The following is a 21439-nucleotide window of genomic DNA, read 5'->3' as shown; positions in this document are numbered from 1 at the left end:
GGTTCAGCCAATGCTTCGGTAGAGGGTGAGGGTGGCTTTACCGTGATTGAGTTTGACTGTAACCATGTCGATTCTGGCTTTACAGTACTCATCTTGGTTTAATAGCCAACGAACTACCCCACTACGCAGGGAGGCGAGTTTCTTTGGGGTGAGACTTTCTAATGCACTTCCCCAGTCATCAGTGGTGCGGGTACGTACTTCCACAAAAACTACGACGTCATCTTCTAAAGCAATGATGTCAATTTCAGCACCTTTGTAGGTCACGTTTCGTTCGAGGATTTTCCAGCCTAAGGATTCTAGGTATTCGGCTGCCAGGTCTTCACCTAGTTTCCCGACCCGTTGTTTGTTACTGCTCATCTTAAACTCCAAAGTCTTTTAATAGATGGATAGTTCTACTTTGGAGAGAGCCTGTTTCTGAAGCTACCCCCCTGTCTAAACTTGTGGATAACTGCGTCTTTGAAAGTGCCTTGTGCACACAGCTAACATTCTTTACAGACCAGAGTGTTTTCACATTCCATGTTTTCTTTTGTTTTGCGAGTGGAGTTACCCACAGCTAATGCGAAAACACTCGAAAAAGAGTTGAAAATATGGCAAACTAAAGCAGTTGAGAACAGTAGCGTCACCTGCCGCAGGGGGCCGCATGAACTGATTCTCAGAAAAGAATGTCGGTAAGGTCAGTCCTTACCCAATCCGGCAGTTGTGACCTGCGGCGTGACTGTTGAGGAGATAAAATGCAGAAGCTCGATATTGTTGACGCACCTTCTTTGCGCGATGATATTCCAGTATTCCGTGCTGGCGACACCGTTAAGGTTCACGTAAAGGTTACCGAAGGCAACCGTTCCCGTATCCAGGTGTTCCAGGGTATCGTTATTCGCCGTCACGGCGAAGGCGTTCGTGAAACCTACACCGTTCGCAAGGTATCTTTCGGCGTTGGCGTAGAACGTACTTTCCCAGTACACACCCCAACCGTTGAAAAGATCGAGGTTGTGACCCGTGGTCGCGTACGTCGTGCGAAGCTTTACTACCTGCGTGATCGTCACGGCAAGGCAGCTAAGGTTCGCGAACTGCGCGAAAACTGAGCGTAATATTTTAGCCCCGGCCACCGGTCGGGGCTAAAATCATATTAGAAGCCATTATTTTAAGGAAATGCGGATGAATAAAGACGAAACTAGTTCTCTACCTATTCCCAAAGCGGGGTCTGACAAAGAACGTCGTCGTTATTCCCCTCAACGCGTTGCTCCTGATTCCCTATCTACCTCCCAAATGAAGACGTTGAATGCGGGTGCCATGTCTATGCCATTTAAAAAGCGTGCGGAAGCACGCGAAGCCCAGAAGAAGCTTTCCCTTTCGCGTCGTATTCTTAACACTGTTGCCGAATACACGGTGATCATTGCCGTTGCTTTAGTGCTTTCCACTCTGATTCGTGCTTTCCTTTTCCAAGCTTTCTGGATTCCTTCGGGATCAATGAAGAATACTTTAGAAATCGGGGATTCTGTAGCGGTTTCGCGTCTTACCCCGACGCTGTGGGATATTGAACGCGGCGATGTAGTGGTCTTTTATGACGCTCAAAAATGGTTGCCTCCGGTTCCCGAGCAGCAGGGGTTCTCAAAGTATGCGTCAAATACTTTAGAGTTCTTAGGGTTGCGTCCTGCTTCGGGTGATCAATTCTTGGTTAAACGAGTGATTGGTTTACCGGGTGATAAGGTGAAGTGTTGTAATGATATGGATCAGGTTTTGATTAACGATAAGCCTGTTTCTGAGCCTTATTTAGCACCGGGTTCTTATAATAGTTTGCTTCCGTTTGAGGTGACTGTGCCGGAAGGCAAACTGTGGGTAATGGGCGATAATCGTAATAATTCAGCGGATTCTCGGGCGCATCAGTCAGTCAATGGCGGTATGGTCAATATTGAGGATGTGGTCGGTAAAGTTGTGGGCGTGATGTGGCCTTACGCGCATTGGAAGAACCCTACTAATCATTCTCCTTTTACTGAGATTATTGGCCGCGTCGACGAATAATGGGGGTGCGGTCTTGGCGGATACTGAGTTTGAACGGCAGCTTGCGTCCCAGTATGGCACGGTTATTGGCATTGACGAGGTCGGACGGGGAGCGTTAGCGGGTCCAGTGGGCGTTGGCGCCTGCGTTGCAGGCTTAGGTGAGCCTCCCCTGGGACTAACAGATTCTAAAGCTTTGAGTCTGAAACAGCGTGAGCATTTCGTATCTTTAGCACAGGAGTGGGCTTATCCTTGGGCGGTTACCTACGCGTCTAACCGTGAGGTTGATGAGTTGGGAATCATCACTGCTTTACGGTTAGCGGGAATTCGCGCCCTCGAGAATATTAAAGAAGCCGGGGTGGTTGCGGACGTGGTCTTGTTGGATGGTTCGCACGATTGGCTGACTCCCCCGCAGGATTTATTTAGTTTCGATACTGCCCCTCTGGTGGAACGCTTCCAGGCTGTGGGCGCACCCCCGGTGGTTATGAAAGTTAAAGCGGATGCGTCTTGCTCCGTGGTTGCTGCAGCTTCGGTAATGGCAAAGGTTGCGCGGGATAAGCTGATGGAAGAACTTCCTGACCCTGGTTATGGTTGGGCGAAAAATAAAGGCTATGGCTCCGCAGCGCACCGCGAGGCAATTCGCAGTCTGGGCGTGAGCCAGTGGCATAGAACCAGTTGGAAACTGGTTTAATAGCTGTTAGAGAGTTTTAGAGAAGGGAATATGATGAGCCAGGATATTGAAGGCTACGAGAATAACCTTGAGTTAGACCTATTCCGCGAATACCGCGATGTTATGCATCTGTTCACCTACGTGGTAGAAACTGAACGTCGTTTCTACCTGTGTAACCAGGTGGACGTGCAGGTTAAGCCTGTTGGTAACGATGTTTTCTTTGAACTACGCCTAACCGATGCCTGGGTGTGGGATATTTACCGGACTTCCCGTTTCGTAAAAAATGTTCACGTTTTGTCTTTTAAGGACGTGAATATTGAAGAGATTGCCAAGTCTGATTTGGAACTCCCCTAACTTCCCCCTTTAAGCAAAAACTCACATGCGACTACTCGTTGCCATGTGAGTTTTTAATTAAAAAGCCCAAAACTCATATGCCAGCGCACGTTGCCATGTGAGTTTTTGTTTTCTACGGTAGAAGCTAGGCTAAGCGTTACCGCCTCAATAGTTACCGTTGGAAAAACACTTCCGCACGATTTTCTTTACCAGCACTGCCTTCGATAAACTTACGACCCTGCTTCTTAAAGCCCAGGGACTTCACTAGCTTCGTAAGCTCTTTATCGGCAGCATCAACTGCAATCACCAGGCTACGCTCCTTTAGAGCGGATGCCTCTAGCAAATGCATTAAGAGCGCGCCTTCTAAACCGCGTCCCATAAATTTAGAATCCACCCAGAGTTTCACTACCAGCGGATGGCTTTCTAACATTCGTTTAGGAACCAGCTGAGGATTCTCTGCGGCTTCCACCCAGACGCCCTCGGCCACTACCCGACCGTCTTTCGCAACCATCTGCAGGTCCACGGCAGAAGATTCTACTGCCAGCTCAGTCCACGCGAAATCAGGTGTTTCTCCGGGCAGAACCGGCTGGTCGCTACCGGCCCAAACCCAACCGTAGTAGGCGAGCTTCTGTAAATCGCTCAAGCTCAACTGATGCGGATCAAGTTCCCGAACCATATCCGGGCGGCGCGTTGCCGTGCGCATCAAAGACAAGTCCCGACGCCAAGCTTCAATCCGCCCGTGGTCACCCGTACGTAGAACCTCAGGTACTTCCAGCTCGCGCCACTGCAGTGGACGCGTAAAAGCCGGGTATTCTAAAAGGTTATTTTCAAAGGATTCTTCCACCAAAGATTCTGGGTTAGACATGAAGCCGTCCAACAAACGTGCCACAGCTTCAACTAAAACCAGAGCAGCAACTTCCCCACCGTTAAGTACGTAGTCACCGATAGAATACTCAAAAACTTCAATTTCGCCGGCATTCCGGTAGTGTTCCACCACGCGGTAATCAATTCCCTCATAGCGTCCGCACGCAAAAATAATCTGGTCAGCCGACACCAGTTCACGCGCAGCTGCTTGGGTGAGAGGAATTCCCGAGGGCGTTGGGACAGCTAAAACGCGGCGGCCTGAACCAGCAATCACTGAGTCCAATGCCTTGCCCCAAATATCGGCGCGCATAACCATGCCGGCGCCCCCACCATAAGGAGCATCATCAACTGTGCGATGCTTATCTTCAGTCCAGTCACGCAAGTCATGTACGTTGATGGAAAGCTGCCCATTCTGCACGGCTTTACCCATGAGAGACAGTTCCAAAGCGTTGAAATACTGCGGGAAGATGGAGATAAAGTCAAAACGCATAGTGTTTAAAATACCTTACTGGTTGCCAGTTTTTAGTAAGTATCAGTTGGTTACTGCTCGGGTGCAGCAGTCGTTACGAAGTCTTCGTCGAATAGTCCACCCGGTGGATCAAGTAGAACAGTTTCAGCTTCTTCGTCGATTACTGGTACTAACTCTTCTACGAAAGGCACTAAAACTTTACGACCCTGGTATTTGATTTCCAATAGGTCCTGAGCATCTCCCAAAATCAGGTCAGATACTTCCCCCAGCTCGGTTCCGTTTACATGCAAGGCTTTAAAACCGATTAGTTCGTCAGCGTACCAGGCGTCTTCTTCTAGTTCTACTTCATCAAAGTCAATGACAAGTTTAGTGCTGCGGAGGGCTTCAGCGGCGTTGCGGTCAGCATGTCCTGCGAAGCGAACTGCCAGGCGGCCCTTGTGTACGCGAATCGTATCAACGGTGAGTGGACCGCGTCCGGCTGGGACAGTGCGGAACTGTGCGCCTGGGTAAATGCGTTCTTCTGGTACGTCAGTGTGCAGGTTAAGAAGCACTTCGCCTTTCAGCGCGTGTGCTGCGCCGATTTCCGCAACAGTTAGGTCCACAGTGATATTCCCTTTAGGTTTAGTGAAAGTACAGTAACAGTATAGTAAATATGCTTTAGGGCGGTGTGAGGCTTCCCCACACCGCCCTAAAACTCAAGGTTTAGTCCCGATCGGTATCGATTACGTCTACTCGAACCGGTCCTCGAGTTGAAAGCGCAGAAATAACTGAGCGCAGTGCCCGTGCTGTACGACCGTTACGACCGATTACACGGCCCAAGTCATCTGGATTCACACGGACTTCCAGAAGCTGTCCACGTCGCATAGAACGGGAGGTAACTTCTACGTCCTCAGGATTATCTACAATCCCGCTTACCAAATGCTCAAGTGCGTCAGCTAACATGCTCAGGCTTCCTCAGCTGGAGCTTCTTCAGCTACTTCTTCAACTGCTTCTGCTTCAGCAGCTGCAGCCTTTTCAGCTTCTTCCTTAGCCTTAGCTTCAGCAGCTTCTGCCTTACGCTTAATAGCTTCTTCTTCAGCAGCCTTAACTGCCTTAGCAGCTGCTTCAGCGTCGGTGGAAGCGTACTTCACGCGAGAAACAGGGTTCTTAACACCCTTGTGAGCTGCCCAGTCACCGGTCAGCTTCAGCAGGTTCAGAACCTGATCGGATGGCTGTGCGCCAACGCCCAACCAGTACTGTGCACGGTCACCCTTGATTTCGATGACGGATGGAGTACGAGTTGGATCGTAAATACCGATTTCTTCAATTACGCGACCATCGCGCTTCTTACGCTGGTCAACTACTACCACGCGGTAGAAAGGTGCGTGGATCTTACCCATTCGCTTGAGTCGAATACGAACTGCCACTTTAGTGGTCACTCCTCATTATTAGTTTTGGAATCATGTATCAATCCGGGGGTCATGGATATCAAAATGATTCCCGGACGCGAAGTCCTATAGAGAGAGGGTCTATATACTTCGAGTACAACAATCTATTTTGCCAGATTTCTAGCTAAAACCCAAAGTCTTTTTCAAAAAAGCCAACCAGATATTAAGGTGGGATTGCTCACCAATTACCCGGTTACACCCAAATTCGTGAAAATCGGCCGTGCCAGTACAGAAATATCCGCTGCCGGGTTCGAAGCATAAACGACAAGATCCGCCATTGCGCCCTCGGAAAGAGAAGGGAAACCCAAATAATCCCGCGCCCGCCAAGAACCCAAATCCAAAATCTGCGCATCCGACAAACCAAGCTCACGCCAACGCAACAACTCCTGTGGAAGCAACCCATGCGGTTGAAAACCACCCGCATCCGTCCCCGGCAAAAGCTGTACTCCAGCATCCAAAAAATCAGCCAAAACTTGCTCATGACGAGCCTGCAAACCCAACATATGGTCACGATAAACTGGGAACTTATCCCCCGCCTGCGCCGCAAACTGATCAAATAAAGCTACCTGCAACAAAGTTGGCGTAATCGCAATCCCCTGCGCAGCAGCCTGGCGAATCTGATCAGAATCCATACCCGTGCCATGCTCAATACAGTCCACCCCCGCGTCCAGCAACGCGTCAATCGTCGCATGCGCGAATGAATGTACCGTGACGCGGCCGCCAACTTCATGCACAGCCGCCACGCCCTCACGCAAAGCCGCACCATCCCACAGCGGACGCAAATCGGACTCAGCCCCATCCGCACGGTCAATCCAGTCCCCCACTAGCTTCACCCAGCCGTCACCCGCCCGTGCCTGCGCAAGCATCACGGCAGGCAGTTGCGCATCAGTTACCAACTCAAGAGCAGACCCGCGAATGTAACGCTTCGGCTTCGCCAAATGCCGCCCAGCACGTACCAAACGCACCGTATCAGCGCGGTCACGCACATGCGAGTTATCACTAGGGCTGCCACAGTCACGTACTAAAAGCACACCAGCTCGGTGATTTATGCGAGCCTGTTCCAACATCTCATCTGGGTTAGCGAATCCACCCTGCTTAATGCCGATATGGCAGTGCACATCAACTAAACCAGGAACAATCCAACCTTCCACATCTGCGCTACCCGTCGCCGGCACCTGATAAATGTGCCCCTCACGAATCTCGAAATCTCCTGCTACCCATTCTGGGGCAGGCGCAGAAAATGGGGAATCCCCCGCTACCGCAGGGGATCTCCACAGGGCTTGTCCGCGTAAACGCACTACAGACCACCCAACATACGCTTAATATCGTCTGGCAGTTCATCTAAAGATGGACGAGACTCTGGCACTGCCTGTGTAGGCGCACCAAACGCAGAACCAGCGCGGTGTTCAGCTGGAATCATGGAGCCAAGCTCAGCTTCACGACGCTTCGCTGGGTTGCCAGATACCTTACTCTTGGACTTCTTCTTCGCAGCCTTTGGTTGACGAGCCTTAGAACGCTTACCGGAGCCAGGTAAGTTACCCATACCTGGGAAACCGCCCATGCCACCACCGGCCATGCCACCCATGCGCTTCATCATTTCCCGGGCAGCTTCAAAACGCTTAACCAAAGCGTTTACTTCCGCTACGGTAGTACCAGAGCCCGCAGCAATACGCGCACGACGGGAACCATTCAGCAAACGCACGTCACGGCGTTCAGCTGGGGTCATAGAACGCACGATAGCTTCAATCCGGTTAACTTCTTTTTCATCGAAGTTATCCAACTGGTCTTTAAACTGTCCCACCCCTGGCAGCATCCCCAAGATTTTCTTCATGGAGCCGAGCTTACGAATCTGCTGCAACTGGGTGAGGAAGTCATCTAGGGTTAAACCACCAGACAGTGCTTTTTCAGCAACTTCCTGCGCCTGCGCCTGATCAATCTTCTTCTCAGCCTGTTCAATCAGCGTGAGAATATCACCCATGTCCAGAATTCGGCTGGCCATACGATCAGGGTGGAAACGTTCAAAATCATCCAGGCCTTCACCGGTGGAAGCAAAGAGGATTGGCTGCCCGGTAACACCACGTACAGAAAGTGCCGCACCACCACGAGCGTCACCATCCAGCTTGGAAAGAACGACACCGGTGAAGCCTACGCCGTCGCGGAAAGCAACAGAGGTCTGCACCGCGTCTTGACCAACCATGGCATCAAGTACGAACAGCACTTCATGTGGGTTGATGGCTTCGCGGATATTACGAGCCTGTTGCATCATTTCTTCATCGATGCCCAGACGACCGGCAGTATCAACGATTACCAGGTCAAATCCGTTTTCGATTGCGTGGTTTACACCAGTGCGCGCTACCTGTACGGGGTCGCCCACACCGTTACCGGGTTCCGGAGCCCAAACTTCCACGCCGGCTCGCTGTCCCATTACCTGCAGCTGATTTACCGCATTTGGACGCTGCAAGTCAGCTGCGACTAGCAGGACGCGCTTATTCTCAGAACGCATCCATTTCGCGAGTTTACCTGCCAAAGTAGTCTTACCGGCACCTTGCAGACCAGCCAGCATGAAAATCGTTGGTCCGCGCTGTGCAAAGTGCAGTTCGCGAGTTTCACCACCGAGGATTTCAACCAGTTCGTCGTGTACTACACGCACTACCTGCTGGCCTGGTTTCAGACCTTGGGTAACAGTTGCGCCCAGTGCTTTTTCTTTAACTGCGGATACGAATTGACGCACTACTGGCAGAGCTACGTCAGCATCCAAAAGGGCGCGACGAATCTCTGAAGCGGTTGCGTCAATATCAGCTTCGGTGATGACACCTTTGCCACGTAGTTTTTTAAATGAGTCCGTTAGTTTATCTGAGAGGTTCTGAAACACTGGTTAAGCCTTTAGTTGTTCTGGTCGCTTACGCGCTTACTTCGCTACGTTAGATTCTAGCGGTTAATTGAGGATTGCGTCGACGAAGTCTGCTGGGTTAAATGGCGCTAAGTCATCAGCGCCTTCACCCAGACCAACAAGCTTCACTGGCACGCCCAGCTCACGCTGTACGGAGACTACTACCCCGCCTTTTGCGGAACCGTCTAGTTTAGTGAGTACTACGCCGGTTACATCTACTACTTCTGCGAATACTTGTGCCTGGCGTAAACCGTTCTGTCCGGTGGTAGCGTCCAATACCAGTAGTACTTCGGAAACTGGACCGCGTTTTTCCATTACGCGTTTTACTTTCCCAAGCTCATCCATGAGGGTGGACTTGTTTTGCAAGCGACCAGCAGTATCCACCAGTACTACGTCTGCTTCTACTTCTTGACCGCGTTTTACGGCATCGAATGCGACGGAAGCTGGGTCTGCGCCTTCTTGCTCAGAGCGGACGGTTTCAATCCCAACGCGGTCGCCCCAGGTGGTGAGCTGTTCTGCGGCGGCAGCGCGGAATGTGTCTGCAGCACCCAGTACTACCTTGCGATCTTCTGCAACGAACAGACGCGCTAGTTTACCCACTGTGGTGGTCTTACCCGTACCGTTTACACCTACCATCAGCACTACCGCTGGGTGACGCTTTCCTTCTGCGGTTTCGGTGACTGAGAGGTTCAGAGAACGGTCAAGTTCTGGATTTACCTGCTTTAGAAGCTCTGCACGCAGCAGTTCTTTAACTTCCGCTGGGTCAGTGGTGTTCTTTACCTGCACGGCTTTACGCAGATTCCCCAGGATTTCTTCAGTTGCGTCGAGCCCCAGGTCAGCCATGAGCAGGGTGTCTTCAAATTCTTCCCAGTCGGCTTCAGACAGATCGCCCTTGGAAAGAATTGCCAGCAGGGTGGCACCCAGGCGTCCGGATCCTGCCAGGCGAGAACGCAGACGTTCCATGCGTCCCACGGCAGTTTCTGGTTTGTCGTATTCTGGTTCTGCTTCAACGGGTGCGTCCACCGTTTCCACATTTTCGAGGGCGCCCTCTGCAGCTTCTCCGTGAGTTTCTGAAGCTTTAGGAGTTTCCAGCTGTGGTCGCTGCGGTGCTGGAGGTAGTTCCTTACGGGATTTAGCGACAGCAAAGCCCACGCCAGCTACGGCAGCTAAGCCAAGCACAACGTAAATAATGATTGCAAGAGTTGAAGTCAGAAATTCAGTCATACTGTCAATGATACTAAACCTCTGCTGTATCGATAGGTTAAGTTTTGTGGTGCTTAACCATTCCTTAGCTTATCCACAGGTTTTTGAATCTGGTTTCACTTTATGCCTACACGTAATAACCTTAAAGTAATAGGTAACAACATGTACTCAAGGAAGATGACATGCGTAAAAACCCTCTCCCCGCACTACTAGCACTGCTACTAGTCGCCACACCCGTTTCTTTAACAGCCTGCGGTACCTCAGACTCCGCTGACAAACACCCTGTTGTTGAACACAACAAGGTAATAGACAAACCTGAAAACCAGGATGAAACCCAGTCTAAAGAATACGCCACCGTTGATGAGCAGATTCAAGCGTGGAAAGACACGGGAGTCCTTAAACCCACCGATGACCCTAACGTGTGGAAAGCTACGAAACCACTGCCACGACCAGCTGCGAACCTGAAGTACCCTAAACCTGAATACCCCGCCAAAGGCTACGAACACACCCAAGAAGGTGCTGAAGCAGTAGCAATCTACCTGCAAGAACTAATCACATACGCATTCACAACCGGTGACCATACATACCTGGGGGAAACCTGTAGCGAAGCATCAGATATGTGCAACAAAATGGTTGCAGCAATCCAGAAAACGAAACAAACAAAGAATGGTTGGCTAACTACAACGAAACGAATGTCACGGTTCTAGGTGTAGGCATTCCTGACGGCGTTGAAAACCCCGGTGAAATATCATTCCGGATTTCATCCGATGTCTCCAAATATCTTGGTTACACAGCTCCGACTATGACATTAGAAACTATCCCTGCGGAAACACTTGTTAAGCGTGTAAGTTTCGCATTCGCTAATGGTAAATGGGTTGTAGTTGCGGCAAATTTGGAGCATTAAAATGAAAAAGTATGCTCCGCTTGCGGTGATTTTTTCGCTTACGTTTACCATTACCTTTTCTTATTCCGCCCTAGCAGTAGAAGTGCCTAAGAATTCACAAGATGATTCTACTGATAAGACTGGTGTTGTTTATACGGGTCGTTCTGATCAGTTTCATGGTTACTCACCCGACGGATACGAACTCCACCTACTCACCACCACCCCTACCCCACAAACCCAAACCCTAGACTCCGAACTCGGCAACGTAAACATCAAATGGATCCCCCAATCCTACACCTACAACTTCGGAGGCGGCACCCAACTACAAACCCAAGACCCCGGCAGCCCCTACCCCAACCAGACAGTAACCCACCCCTACGACAAAACCGGCATCTACTACCCAACACTCACTACCACCTGGGACGCGGAAGTAACCTTAAACAACATAACCCTACGCTTCAACGGAACCCACCAAACCCAAAGCCCACCACTAAAACTCGAAATCCTCAAAGCCCACCAAGACCTCACCGCCCTAGAAAACTAATTAATACTGCGGGAGAATTTTTATTAAAAATCCTCCCGCAAATTATGAAAAATATAGTTTTCAGACACTACGGGAGGAAGAGCTAAAAATCCTCCCGCCAGCAAAAACAATGGGTTAAAAGCTAATATTTTCTACCGCCGGTAGCTCAGCAGCTTCATTTGCTGAGGGATACACTTCCAAACAGGAAAGCTGGTTATCGTCGATGAATACTAGAATCCCCGCACCTTGAGTATCGTCAAAAGCACTGAGCACAATCCGGTGGTTAAATTTCGCTTTCGGATCGGTGAAATCGATGGTTGGACAGGCTCCGCATCCACATTCATGGACTACCTGCAAATTTGGAATTTGTGCTACCCACTGGTTGCGTAATTCCGCGGTTGGCTCAGTTTCTTGGTCGGAGCTGGCGTTCAGTAAGAGAACTTCTAATACTGCGGCTTCTGCTGCTGTCAGATTTCTTTCCATTTGTCTTCAGGGTTTTTGATAGTACGACGGGTGATTTGTTCCGGCAGAGTTAGTTCTTCAGCTGCCAGATAACCGGAGCCTTCGGTAGACTCATCGACAATGTCATAGAAATCAGCTTGTTCAGGGGTAACAGAAGCGTAAACGATTCCTTCTTCATCCTGTTGTTTCCACTGGCGATTTTCAGCAGTGTAATGCTCTTGCCAGCCGCGTAGGGTACGTCGGCTTACCAGCATACTTAGAATGATGCCTACTGCAAGCAGCAGGCTTAAGCCCATTACGAAACAGAAGATAATAATCAGTTTAACCACGGATTCATTCTACAATGAGACGCTGTAATTCACTGCGGAAACATGCGAGCTCTAGTTCCCATGCAACAAAAACGCGCGAACTTAAGTTCGCGCGTTAGTTGAAGTTAGAAAGCTCAGGCGGTTAGTTCAGGGAACCACAGGCCGATTTCACGTTCAGCGTTTTCTGGGCAGTCGGAACCATGCACAATGTTTTCAATATTGCCTGAGTTCCAGTCTCGTCCCAGGTCGCCACGGATAGTACCTGCAGGAGCCACAGTTGGGTCAGTTGGCCCCATGATTACGCGCATGCCTTCAATGACGCGGTCGCCTTCTACGACCATTGCTACCACTGGACCAGAAGTCATGTATTCAACGATGTCTGGGAAGAATGGGCGTTCTACCAGCTCAGTGTAGTGTGCGGTGAGTAGTTCTTTAGATGCCTGCATGAGCTTTAGTGCTACTACTTTGTAGCCTTTGCGTTCGATGCGACGGATTACTTCGCCGGTTAGCCCGCGAGCGTAACCGTCTGGCTTCACTACAATCAGAGTGTGTTGGCGGGTTTCGTCAAAGAATGGACGGCTCATTTTTTCTCCTTTGAAGATGGTTTATCTTGCCTTTAGTGTACCGGCTTATTTTCGCCTTAATTCGGTCTTTAGACACATGGTTTTGTTTTCCTTAGAGTGGATCTTTAGACAACCATAACTTTTCTTCCTTGGAATATTACTGGACTTCGATGGGTCTCTAACAATGTTGCTCGTTACGCTATCAGCTGCAGAAATAGGTGGGATGCTAAGGAAATAGTAAACATAGCGCGCATGTCCCTTCTGGGTTCTAACTACTGAAATTTATCTATGAAGCGGCTGGTTTAACCGGGGCTCCTACTCTGCATACGCACTCTGTTTTATACAGTGCGTGCAATCTTATGGAGATATTTTCACCTGGTGGATTATGCTAATGTTTCCCTGACGAATGCACCCGGAAATCTCTAAGCATAACTATTGTTTTGTCTAGCTGTTTCCCAATCTTTCTGATTCTAGCTGTCGTTCTTCACCACGCTTAGTAAAGTCTCATAGGTGATTTTGCTGGGTTTTGCAATAGAAAATTCGCCTGGGTAGGGTGATTGTAGTAGAGCTTGGGTTTTAATGGCATGAGTTATTTTTTATGCGCCAGCCATCCAGTCTGGACCTTAGTTTTAAGATTATGCATTGGCGTTTCCTGGATAATCAGGGTGAGAATTTGCTGATAGGAAGTGGTGTTAGCAGCATTTTAAGGATTTTACTGTGTTTCAGCGCGGTTAACTATTTGCGGTTTGAAGTACATTATCTGGCTCTGAACATAGTTACTGGAATTCACGTTACGCTGCGATTTGGCTAAGTTGTTTCCAAAGGATTCTAATAGTTAAGCCCTCCAACTTTTCTTGGAGGGCTTAACTATCTATTTCGTTAGCTGAGTTCTTTAACTACCGCTTCGATTGCCAGGGCCGCGTCAGGTCCAGTTGCGGCAACGGTAACGGTGTCACCGTACTTTGCTCCAAGTCCCATTAGTGCCAGTACAGACCGTGCGTCCACGCCGTTGACGGTTACTTGTGCGTCTTTACCGCTGGCGGCGCGAGCAACCATGGCGGCTGGGCGGGCGTGCAGACCATCTGGGTCAGCGAGCACTACGGTTGCAGTGGTTGCGTCTGTTGGCAAGGTTGCAGATTCTGCTCCCGAGGGCGTTTCTTCCACCTCTCCGTTTGAAGCATAATCCCACTGCGTGGCTGCTTCTTTAACAGCGTTAATCACGGTTACTAAGTCGCCGCCTTGCTGGGCAGCTACTGCTGCCAGGACAGCGCCTTCTACCAGTGGTCCATCCACCCATTGTGCTCGGTCATCGTCTAAGAATTCTAAGACGTTTTCCACGGTCATTGTGGCTGATCCCAGGTCAGACAGAATTACTACTTCCCCACTGGCAATCGCTTCATTAACGGCAGCGTCGATTTTGTCGAAGCTGGTGCCGACTCCACCTTCGTCGGTTCCTCCGGCAGGAAGAATCAGCACGTCTGGTGCCATCTGCTGAGCAACTTCAGTAACTCCGGCAGCTAAACCAACTGAGTGTGAAACGATTACCAGAGCAGTGTTAGCCATTTTATGCTCCTGCCTTAGCAGCTTTAACAGCCTGTTCGAAGATGATTGCAGAAGATACCGAACCAGGATCTAGGTGACCGATTGAGCGTTCTCCCAGGTAGGATGCCCGCCCCTTCGTTGCCTTCATCTCCAGGGTTGCTTCAGCCCCAGCTCGAGCAGCTAAAGCAGCTGCTTCCAGGGTTTCAACGGCGGATGCTCCGTTCGCTGCTGCAGCTTTAGCGGCTTCTAAAGCTGGAGTCCAAACATCAACCATAGTCTTTTCACCGGTGGTGGCTTTACCACGCGCCTGGATGCCGCCCAGTCCACCCTCGATAAATTCAGCGACGTCTGCTGGTTCCAGTTCTTCTTTCGCACACTTGCCAGCAGCTCGTAAGAATGCTGTGCCGTACAACGGGCCAGCAGCACCACCGACAGTGGACATCAGGGTCTTTGCAACCAGCTTCAGAACTGCTGCAATGTCAGGAGTTTCAGTGGTTTCCAAAGAGGTGACTACAGCAGTGAAACCACGATCTAGGTTTTCACCGTGGTCGCCGTCACCGATTTCGCGGTCCAGGTCAATCAGGTAGTCACGGTTTGCGTGAACTTCCTTCTGACAGTTGCGGATCCACTGCAGGGCCCACTGAGTATTCAAAGTCATTGATTACATTCCTTTCCGGTATGCAACAGTGTTTACTGGTGCGTCAAAGAGTTCCACAACATCGTCGTGGACCTTCAGCAAGCTGATGGAGCAACCTGGCATTTCCAGGGAGGTAACGTAGTTGCCTACCAGGGTGCGCACCGGGGTGATTCCATCGCGCTTAAGCAGTTCATGTACCTTACGGTTTACGATGTAAAGTTCGGAAACCGGGGTGCCACCCATGCCGTTTACTAAGACGATTACTTCGTCGCCTTCTGCGAATGGCAGGTCTGCCTTAATCTTTTCGTACATTTCTTCGGTGAGTACGTCTGCAGGTGCCATTGGGATACGACGATAGCCTGGTTCACCGTGAATACCGATGCCCATTTCCACTTCAGTTTCATCCAGTTCAAAGGATGGCTTACCAGCGTGTGGGACAGTACATGCGCCCAGTGCCAAGCCCATGGAACGGGTGTTGTCGTTTACCTTTTGTGCAATCGCACGGACGGTTTCCAGGTCGTCGCCACGTTCTGCGGCTGCACCAGCAATCTTTTCTACGAAGAAGGTACCGGCTACGCCACGGCGACCCGCAGTGTAGAGAGAGTCTTCTACAGCAACGTCGTCGTTGGTGATAACGGTGGCTACCTTGATGTCTTCCATGTCGCATAGTTCTGCGGCAGTTTCAAAGTTGAGGACGTCACCGGTGTAGTTCTTTACGATGTGGAGTACACCTGCTCCGTGGTCTGCTGCCTTGGTGGCTTCGACGATTGGGTCTGGGGTTGGAGAGGTGAATACTGCGCCTGGTACGGCTGCGTCGAGCATGCCGTAGCCTACGAATCCACCGTGTAGTGGCTCGTGTCCGGAGCCACCACCGGAAATCAAACCTACCTTGCCGGTTTCTTTCTTAACGGTACGGGTGATGAAGTCTGGGTCGTAGTGTACGGTGACTACATCTGCGTGGGCTGCTTCGAAGCCTTCCAGGGTTTCTTTCACTACGTTATGAACGTCGTTTACCAGCTTCTTCATTTTGGCTCCTTCTTTTATTTTCCACGTCGCCTTCGACGGTTAAAGCTTTGGGGTCTATGAGCGAACTGGCGTATTTTTTAATCCAGCTCACACTTTCAAGTTTTGCATAACTAAGCCCCACCTGCCAATGGCAAGCGGGACTTTAGGCGGATGTTCAAGTTAAGTTAGCTACTTGCACTGTTTCCCCAAAACCTGGCGTTTAACCAGGTGATATACCAGCCAGTAAGCAATGATTCCTAATGCTAAGAACTCCCAGTAGATAATCGGTTTAATATTTGGGGAAGTTTGATAAAGCTGCGCATAACCGTAAATCGCGCAAACCACTGCGAAAGCTAAAGCCCCTAAGCCAACGTAACGCATGATTTCAAGTAGTCTTGGTGGTTGCTCAGATTTAACGGAGACTGGTCTCAATCTTGCGAAATATATTAGCCACAGTAAAGCAATGATTCCCCATAAAACTGGGCCTATGAAGAAGGCAACCCCAGCTCCAATATTGGCGCCTCCGTTGGTGACTAGAAAGAAACTAACGATTACAACCATTAGAGGCACGCCCACCAGTAAGCTGATGGCGAAGTTAAAAACCTTAAACCCCCGCACATTTCCCCCTTACCATACACAAAATAGACAGTTTTCTTGTAAAACGATCTACCTACATTTCAAAAGCATTAGTTTCCAACACTTTTAGACAGTTTACCGAATTAATCGACTAAAACCGTACGAAAACATTAAAAGAACGCCCTCGGAAAACATTCCCGAGGGCGCCCCTTAAAACAAACCGCTACTTCAAAAGCAACTCACGCGCGCTACCAGCCAATACCACTGAACCGAAAACCACCACACCAGTTGAAGTTGCCGGATCAAGCGTCGCATCACTAAGCTCAACCGCCTTATCAACCGCATCCAGTAGCTTTCGTTCTACGTGCACGCGATCCTCACCAAACACGTCACGAGCAACCTCAGCAAGCTCTTCAACGTCCATCGCACGCGCAGAATTCATACCGGTAATCACGATTTCATCCAAAATAGGTTCCATCTCAGCCAAAACCGCTTCCACCTGTTTATCAGCCATAGCCGAATAAACACCCACGATATGCGAATAGTCGAAAGACTCCTGCAAAGCAGCCGCCAAAGCACTTGCACCATGCGGATTATGCGCAGCATCGACCAAAATTGAAGGTGAAGTACGCACAACTTCCAACCGACCTGGAGAAGTGCTCATCGCAAAGCCTTCCTCCACAATCCGGTCTTCCAACGCGCGACCACCATTGAAAGCTTCCAACGCCGCCAACGCTAAAGTAGCGTTCTGCGCCTGATGTTCACCATGCAACGGCACGAAAATATCCTGGTAAACCGCAGCCGAGGTCTGCACGGTAATCACCTGACCACCCACAGCCACCTTACGGTCTAGCAACTGCACTTCCTGGCCGATGAAGCGAATAACTGCGCCCACTTCCGCAGCTTTAGCTCGCAAAACTGCTTCAACCTCAGGTTCCTGCGGTGCAGAAACCGCAATCGCACCCGGCTTCATAATGCCAGACTTAATGCGCGCAGCACTCTCAGCAGTCGGACCCAAGTAGGCTTCATGGTCTACCCCAATCGGAGTAAATACTGCTACCTCAGCATTAATTACGTTAGTAGCATCCCATTCACCGCCGATGCCAACTTCAACTACTGCCGCATCAACTGGAATATCCGCAAAAGCAGCTAGCCCCGTGACTGTGAATACTTCAAAGAAAGACATCTGTGGACCGTTATTGCGACGCCCCAGCTCATCCACCATGCCAATGTATGGAGCTACATCAGCATAGGCTTCCAAGAACTGACGCTCACTGATGGGCTCCTCATTAACGCAAATGCGTTCCTTCATGGAAGTTAGGTGTGGGCTGGTGTAACGCCCAACCTTACGTCCTGATGCCTGCAGCAAAGCAGAAATCATCCGTGAAGTTGAAGTCTTACCGTTCGTACCAGTTACGTGTACGCTACGGTAGCTTAACTGCGGATCCCCTAAGAGGTTGAATGCCATAAGCATTCGATCCAAAGTTGGTTCAAACTTATGCTCCGGAGTCCGCGTCAAAATAGCTTCTTGCAAAGCTAAGTAATCGGCTTCCACCTGGGCAGCTTCCTGCTTTGACATTAGAGAAGTCTGTGGGCGCACGACTTCTTCTGAGTCATCGTCCAAATCGTCCTCGGGAATGCCAAAACGGTGTTCGTTGAAAAAGGCTTCCAACTCTGCCTGAACGTCGCGATTCAAAACCTCATCGACGATTTCAGCTGGAGTTGTTTCCTCTTGCTCAACCGTTTGTGCCAGGTAGCCCAGCATTTCTGGATCTAAACCAGCGCCTGGTTCAGTAAAGTCTTTGCTCAAGCGAGTTTCTCAACTTTCACAGTCAGTTCCTCGGCCACTGAAACCGTTGCTTCCAGTGCCAGGGTGTCTTCCTTAATCATTTCCAGGTGAGTTTCAACAGCTGCTACGCAGTCAGCTGGAACACCCAGTTCCAACTTAATACGGTCTGCAACGTACAGATCAGCTGCCTTACGTTCATCCTGAACTGCGCGGATAACGTCACGTGCGTAACCCTCTGCGATCAGGGCTTCATCCAAAGTGGTATCCAAGACAATGAAGGAACCAGAGGATAGTACAGCTGCGGAAGTACCTTCAGCTGCTTCAACCTTAGTAGACAGGCTGAATTGTCCGGCTTCCAGGCGAGCTGGGACACCGTCAACGTCGATTCCTGGGAAGACCACTGCGTCGCCGTCAACTTCCCAAGCACCACTCTTTTGAGCTGCGAATAGCTTAGAAGTTAGCTTACGAACAGCTGGTGGGAATTCGCGTGGGTTCAGCAACAGTTCTTCGCTTACCTTTAGACCGGATTCGTCTGGGGACTGCAGCTTAACTTCCTTAACGTTTACTTCGGAAGCAATCAAGGAAGCGTATGGAGCTAGCTCAGAAGCCAGTTCGGAAACCACGGTGAGAGTGTGCAGTGGCTGACGCACGCGAATCTTTTCTGCCTTACGCAGAGAGTGAGCGGCAGAAACTACTGCGCGAGTTTCATCCATGGTGGCAACCAGAGCATCATCAGCCCAGGCTTCCCCGATTACTGGGTAGTCGGTGAGGTGGACGGATTCGCCACCGGTCAGGCCACGCCAGATTTCTTCAGACAGCAGTGGTAGGAATGGTGCGGAGACGCGCATCAGTACTTCGAGGGCGGTGAATAAGGTGTCGAATGCGTCCTTATCTTCATCCCAGAAACGCTGACGGGAAGTACGCACGTACCAGTTGGTCAGCAGATCCAAGTGTTCACGGATTAGACCACAGGCACCTGGAATATCGAAGGCTTCCATGGACTGTGCAACAGCGGCAGCTAGTTCACGGGTACGAGCCAGCAAGTAACGGTCCATTACTGGCAGTCCGGCTACACGCGTAGCATCGTCAAAGCCGATTTCCTTTGCTACATAGCCTCCACCGCTGTTGCAGGTACCTGCGTAGAGGGTAAAGAAGTAGTAGGAGTTCCACATTGGGAGCAGAATCTGGCGGACAGTGTCGCGAATACCCTGTTCTGCAACGATGAGGTTACCACCACGCACGATTGGGCTGGACATCAGGAACCAACGCATTGCGTCAGAACCATAGTCGTTGAATACGCCGTTTACGTCTGGGTAGTTACGCAGGGACTTAGACATCTTGCGTCCGTCGTCGCCTAAAACGATACCGTGGGAAATACAGTTACGGAACGCTGGTCGGTCAAACAGCGCGGTTGCCAGTACGTGCAGGGTGTAGAACCAGCCACGAGTCTGACCGATGTATTCCACAATGAAGTCACCTGGGTAGTGGTTTTCGAACCACTCCTGGTTTTCAAATGGGTAGTGTACCTGCGCGAATGGCATGGAACCAGAGTCGAACCAGCAGTCAAGCACGTCTGGGATACGACGCATCATAGACTTTCCGGTTGGATCGTCTGGGTTTGGTCGTACCAGGGAGTCAATGAATGGACGGTGCAGGTCCTTTACCTCTACGCCAAAGTCAGCTTCCAGTTCTGCGATAGAGCCGTAAACGTCTACGCGTGGGTATTCTGGGTTATCTGACTTCCACACTGGGATTGGGGAACCCCAGAAGCGGTTACGGGAAATTGACCAGTCACGGGCACCTTCCAGCCACTTACCGAACTGACCGTCCTTGATGTGGTCTGGTACCCAACGGATGTCCTGGTTGAGTTCAACCATGCGGTCACGGAACTTGGTGACTGCTACGAACCATGAGCCAACTGCACGGTAGATGAGTGGCTGACGGCAACGCCAACAGTGTGGGTAAGAGTGTACGTAGGATGCCTGGCGTACCAGCACGGCACGTTCGTTCTCTGGGCGGCGGCTCAGCGGACCGGAACCGTCACGCAGGTCAGTGATGATCTGCTTGTTGGCGTCGAATACCTGCTGCCCTACGTAGTCTGAAACTTCCGCGGTGAAACGACCACCGTCGTCTACTGGGACGACTGGCAGAATCTGCGCGTCAACACAGATATTCATATCGTCTTCACCGAATGCTGGTGCAATGTGGACCAGACCAGTACCATCTTCAGTGGTTACGAAGTCACCTGGGATGATGTGCCATGCGTTTGGTCCAGGTACTTTGTCGTCCTTGCCAACGAAGTAGTCAAAGATTGGGGCGTATGCGCGGCCCACCAGGTCTTTACCCTTGCATTGGGCTACGACGGTTGGTTCTTCACCAAGTTCACGCGCGTAGGATGCCAGTAGTGCCTGTGCCAGGATTACCTTTTCGCCAGCCAGTACGCCTTCGGTTGGTTCTACGGTGACGTAATCTACGTCTGGACCAACAGCGATTGCCAGGTTAGAAGGCAAGGTCCATGGAGTGGTGGTCCAGATTAGTGCCAGTTCTCCGGTTTCCAGGCGCAAGCCGACGGTGACGGTGTTGTCCTGACGGTCTTGGTAGACGTCGTCATCCATTTTTAGCTCGTGGTTGGACAGTGGAGTTTGGTCATTCCAACAGTATGGAAGTACGCGGTGTCCTTCGTATGCTAGGCCCTTGTCGTAGAGGGTCTTGAATGCCCAGATGACGGACTCCATGTAGTCCAAGTCCATGGTCTTATAGTCGTTTTCGAAGTCTACCCAGCGTGCCTGGCGGGTAATGTATTCCTGCCATTCTTTGGTGTAGCGCATGACAGAGGTTCTACAGGCGTCGTTGAAAGCACCGATGCCGATGCCGCCTTCACCTTCGATTTGGGACTTATCTGTGATGCCTAGGATTCGTTCTGCTTCGAGTTCTGCTGGCAGCCCGTGGGTGTCCCAGCCGAATCGTCGTTCGACGTGTTGTCCGTGCATGGTGCGGTAACGTCCGACCAGGTCTTTTACATAGCCGGTAAGCAGGTGTCCGTAGTGTGGCAGGCCGTTTGCGAATGGAGGGCCGTCGTAGAATACGAATTCGTTAGCGCCGTTTTCGCCCGCGGGACGGTTACTAATGGAACGCTTGAAGGTATCGTTTGCTTTCCAGTAAGCCAGGGTTGCTTCTTCTAGCTGTGGGAAAGATGGGGCAGCTTCTACTGTTCCGTCGCGGTGCAACGGGTATTGAGCGGAAGTGTTCTGTGTCATTCCTTTTTCGTCCTCGGTAGGGCGGGCTTGTTAGCCTGCCAGCGTT

Annotated in this window: 23 protein-coding genes; 6 read left to right on the top strand and 17 right to left on the bottom strand. The window is 50.7% G+C overall.

The annotated features are described in order from the left end of the window. Nucleotides 1-3: 3 nt before the first annotated feature. Nucleotides 4-357, bottom strand: a complete 354-nt coding sequence (locus tag HMPREF0044_RS01575; protein WP_006546347.1) for a YraN family protein — start codon at nucleotides 355-357, stop codon at nucleotides 4-6. Between the two features lie 374 nt (nucleotides 358-731). Here HMPREF0044_RS01575 and rplS point away from each other — a divergent pair, with 374 nt between their 5' ends. The 4 genes from rplS to HMPREF0044_RS01555 all read left to right on the top strand — a co-directional run bounded on the left by rplS (nucleotide 732) and on the right by HMPREF0044_RS01555 (nucleotide 3016). After that, nucleotides 732-1079, top strand: a complete 348-nt coding sequence (gene rplS, locus HMPREF0044_RS01570; protein ID WP_006546345.1) for a 50S ribosomal protein L19 — start codon at nucleotides 732-734, stop codon at nucleotides 1077-1079. A 73-nt stretch (nucleotides 1080-1152) separates the two neighbouring features. Further along, the gene (lepB, locus tag HMPREF0044_RS01565) at nucleotides 1153-2016 is read left to right on the top strand and encodes a signal peptidase I (RefSeq protein WP_006546344.1); all 864 of its coding nucleotides are present in this window, start codon (nucleotides 1153-1155) and stop codon (nucleotides 2014-2016) included. A gap of 13 nt (nucleotides 2017-2029) precedes the next feature. Further along, nucleotides 2030-2683 carry a ribonuclease HII gene (locus HMPREF0044_RS01560; RefSeq protein WP_040312680.1) on the top strand — a complete coding sequence of 218 codons (654 nt, stop codon included), beginning with the start codon at nucleotides 2030-2032 and terminating at the stop codon, nucleotides 2681-2683. 33 nt (nucleotides 2684-2716) lie between these two features. Next, a complete protein-coding gene (locus HMPREF0044_RS01555) occupies nucleotides 2717-3016 on the top strand; it encodes a DUF2469 domain-containing protein (RefSeq protein WP_040312678.1) in 300 nt (99 codons plus the stop codon). A 151-nt stretch (nucleotides 3017-3167) separates the two neighbouring features. Here HMPREF0044_RS01555 and trmD read toward each other — a convergent pair whose 3' ends face one another. The 7 genes from trmD to ftsY form a co-directional block, all read right to left on the bottom strand. Further along, the gene (gene trmD, locus HMPREF0044_RS08050) at nucleotides 3168-4349 is read right to left on the bottom strand and encodes a tRNA (guanosine(37)-N1)-methyltransferase TrmD (RefSeq protein WP_006546341.1); all 1182 of its coding nucleotides are present in this window, start codon (nucleotides 4347-4349) and stop codon (nucleotides 3168-3170) included. 50 nt (nucleotides 4350-4399) lie between these two features. Further along, nucleotides 4400-4930 (bottom strand): ribosome maturation factor RimM, encoded by a 531-nt coding sequence (gene rimM / locus HMPREF0044_RS01545; protein WP_006546340.1) that lies wholly within the window; start codon nucleotides 4928-4930, stop codon nucleotides 4400-4402. Between the two features lie 100 nt (nucleotides 4931-5030). Next, complete coding sequence (locus HMPREF0044_RS01540) at nucleotides 5031-5270, bottom strand: RNA-binding protein (RefSeq protein ID WP_006546339.1); 240 nt, start codon at nucleotides 5268-5270, stop codon at nucleotides 5031-5033. Between the two features lie 2 nt (nucleotides 5271-5272). After that, nucleotides 5273-5734 (bottom strand): 30S ribosomal protein S16, encoded by a 462-nt coding sequence (rpsP, locus tag HMPREF0044_RS01535; protein WP_040312676.1) that lies wholly within the window; start codon nucleotides 5732-5734, stop codon nucleotides 5273-5275. Nucleotides 5735-5940: 206 nt separating this feature from the next. Then, nucleotides 5941-7053 carry an amidohydrolase family protein gene (locus HMPREF0044_RS01530; RefSeq protein ID WP_006546337.1) on the bottom strand — a complete coding sequence of 371 codons (1113 nt, stop codon included), beginning with the start codon at nucleotides 7051-7053 and terminating at the stop codon, nucleotides 5941-5943. After that, nucleotides 7053-8627, bottom strand: a complete 1575-nt coding sequence (gene ffh, locus HMPREF0044_RS01525; protein WP_006546336.1) for a signal recognition particle protein — start codon at nucleotides 8625-8627, stop codon at nucleotides 7053-7055. Before ffh ends, HMPREF0044_RS01530 begins: the two co-directional genes overlap by 1 nt. 63 nt (nucleotides 8628-8690) lie before the next feature. After that, nucleotides 8691-9869, bottom strand: coding sequence for a signal recognition particle-docking protein FtsY (ftsY, locus tag HMPREF0044_RS01520; protein ID WP_006546335.1), 1179 nt, complete (start codon nucleotides 9867-9869; stop codon nucleotides 8691-8693). Between the two features lie 161 nt (nucleotides 9870-10030). Between ftsY and HMPREF0044_RS01515 the strand changes: the two genes are divergently transcribed. Together HMPREF0044_RS01515 and HMPREF0044_RS07785 are read left to right on the top strand one after the other, a co-directional pair. Beyond that, complete coding sequence (locus HMPREF0044_RS01515) at nucleotides 10031-10555, top strand: DUF6318 family protein (RefSeq protein ID WP_006546334.1); 525 nt, start codon at nucleotides 10031-10033, stop codon at nucleotides 10553-10555. 279 nt (nucleotides 10556-10834) lie between these two features. Further along, nucleotides 10835-11275, top strand: a complete 441-nt coding sequence (locus tag HMPREF0044_RS07785) for a hypothetical protein (RefSeq protein WP_141553806.1) — start codon at nucleotides 10835-10837, stop codon at nucleotides 11273-11275. A 114-nt stretch (nucleotides 11276-11389) separates the two neighbouring features. On the opposite strand, the gene HMPREF0044_RS01505 is transcribed toward HMPREF0044_RS07785, so the two are convergent. From HMPREF0044_RS01505 to ileS, 9 genes are all read right to left on the bottom strand, one after another. Then, nucleotides 11390-11737: a hypothetical protein gene (locus HMPREF0044_RS01505; protein ID WP_006546332.1), complete on the bottom strand. Its 348-nt coding sequence runs from the start codon at nucleotides 11735-11737 to the stop codon at nucleotides 11390-11392. Then, nucleotides 11722-12045, bottom strand: coding sequence for a hypothetical protein (locus HMPREF0044_RS01500; protein ID WP_006546331.1), 324 nt, complete (start codon nucleotides 12043-12045; stop codon nucleotides 11722-11724). The genes HMPREF0044_RS01505 and HMPREF0044_RS01500 overlap by 16 nt, the downstream gene beginning before the upstream one ends. Nucleotides 12046-12158: 113 nt before the next feature. Beyond that, nucleotides 12159-12608 (bottom strand): nucleoside-diphosphate kinase, encoded by a 450-nt coding sequence (gene ndk / locus HMPREF0044_RS01495; RefSeq protein ID WP_006546330.1) that lies wholly within the window; start codon nucleotides 12606-12608, stop codon nucleotides 12159-12161. Nucleotides 12609-13466: 858 nt separating this feature from the next. Beyond that, entirely contained in the window at nucleotides 13467-14150 is a 684-nt protein-coding gene (gene dhaM, locus HMPREF0044_RS01490) for a dihydroxyacetone kinase phosphoryl donor subunit DhaM (RefSeq protein ID WP_006546329.1), read from the bottom strand. Between the two features lies 1 nt (nucleotide 14151). Beyond that, a complete protein-coding gene (gene dhaL, locus HMPREF0044_RS01485) occupies nucleotides 14152-14787 on the bottom strand; it encodes a dihydroxyacetone kinase subunit DhaL (RefSeq protein ID WP_006546328.1) in 636 nt (211 codons plus the stop codon). 3 nt (nucleotides 14788-14790) lie between these two features. After that, nucleotides 14791-15792, bottom strand: coding sequence for a dihydroxyacetone kinase subunit DhaK (gene dhaK, locus HMPREF0044_RS01480; RefSeq protein ID WP_006546327.1), 1002 nt, complete (start codon nucleotides 15790-15792; stop codon nucleotides 14791-14793). A 168-nt stretch (nucleotides 15793-15960) separates the two neighbouring features. Next, nucleotides 15961-16389 carry a hypothetical protein gene (locus tag HMPREF0044_RS01475; RefSeq protein ID WP_006546326.1) on the bottom strand — a complete coding sequence of 143 codons (429 nt, stop codon included), beginning with the start codon at nucleotides 16387-16389 and terminating at the stop codon, nucleotides 15961-15963. A 181-nt stretch (nucleotides 16390-16570) separates the two neighbouring features. After that, entirely contained in the window at nucleotides 16571-18157 is a 1587-nt protein-coding gene (locus HMPREF0044_RS01470) for a bifunctional folylpolyglutamate synthase/dihydrofolate synthase (RefSeq protein WP_006546325.1), read from the bottom strand. After that, nucleotides 18154-21393 (bottom strand): isoleucine--tRNA ligase, encoded by a 3240-nt coding sequence (ileS, locus tag HMPREF0044_RS01465; RefSeq protein WP_006546324.1) that lies wholly within the window; start codon nucleotides 21391-21393, stop codon nucleotides 18154-18156. The genes HMPREF0044_RS01470 and ileS overlap by 4 nt, the downstream gene beginning before the upstream one ends. Nucleotides 21394-21439 lie beyond the last annotated feature (46 nt).

The sequence above is a fragment of the Gleimia coleocanis DSM 15436 genome (assembly GCF_000159015.1).
Taxonomy (GTDB): Bacteria; Actinomycetota; Actinomycetes; order Actinomycetales; family Actinomycetaceae; genus Gleimia; species Gleimia coleocanis.
The sequence above is the reverse complement of the archived record's forward strand: the minus strand, read 5'-3'. Positions and strand labels throughout refer to the sequence as shown.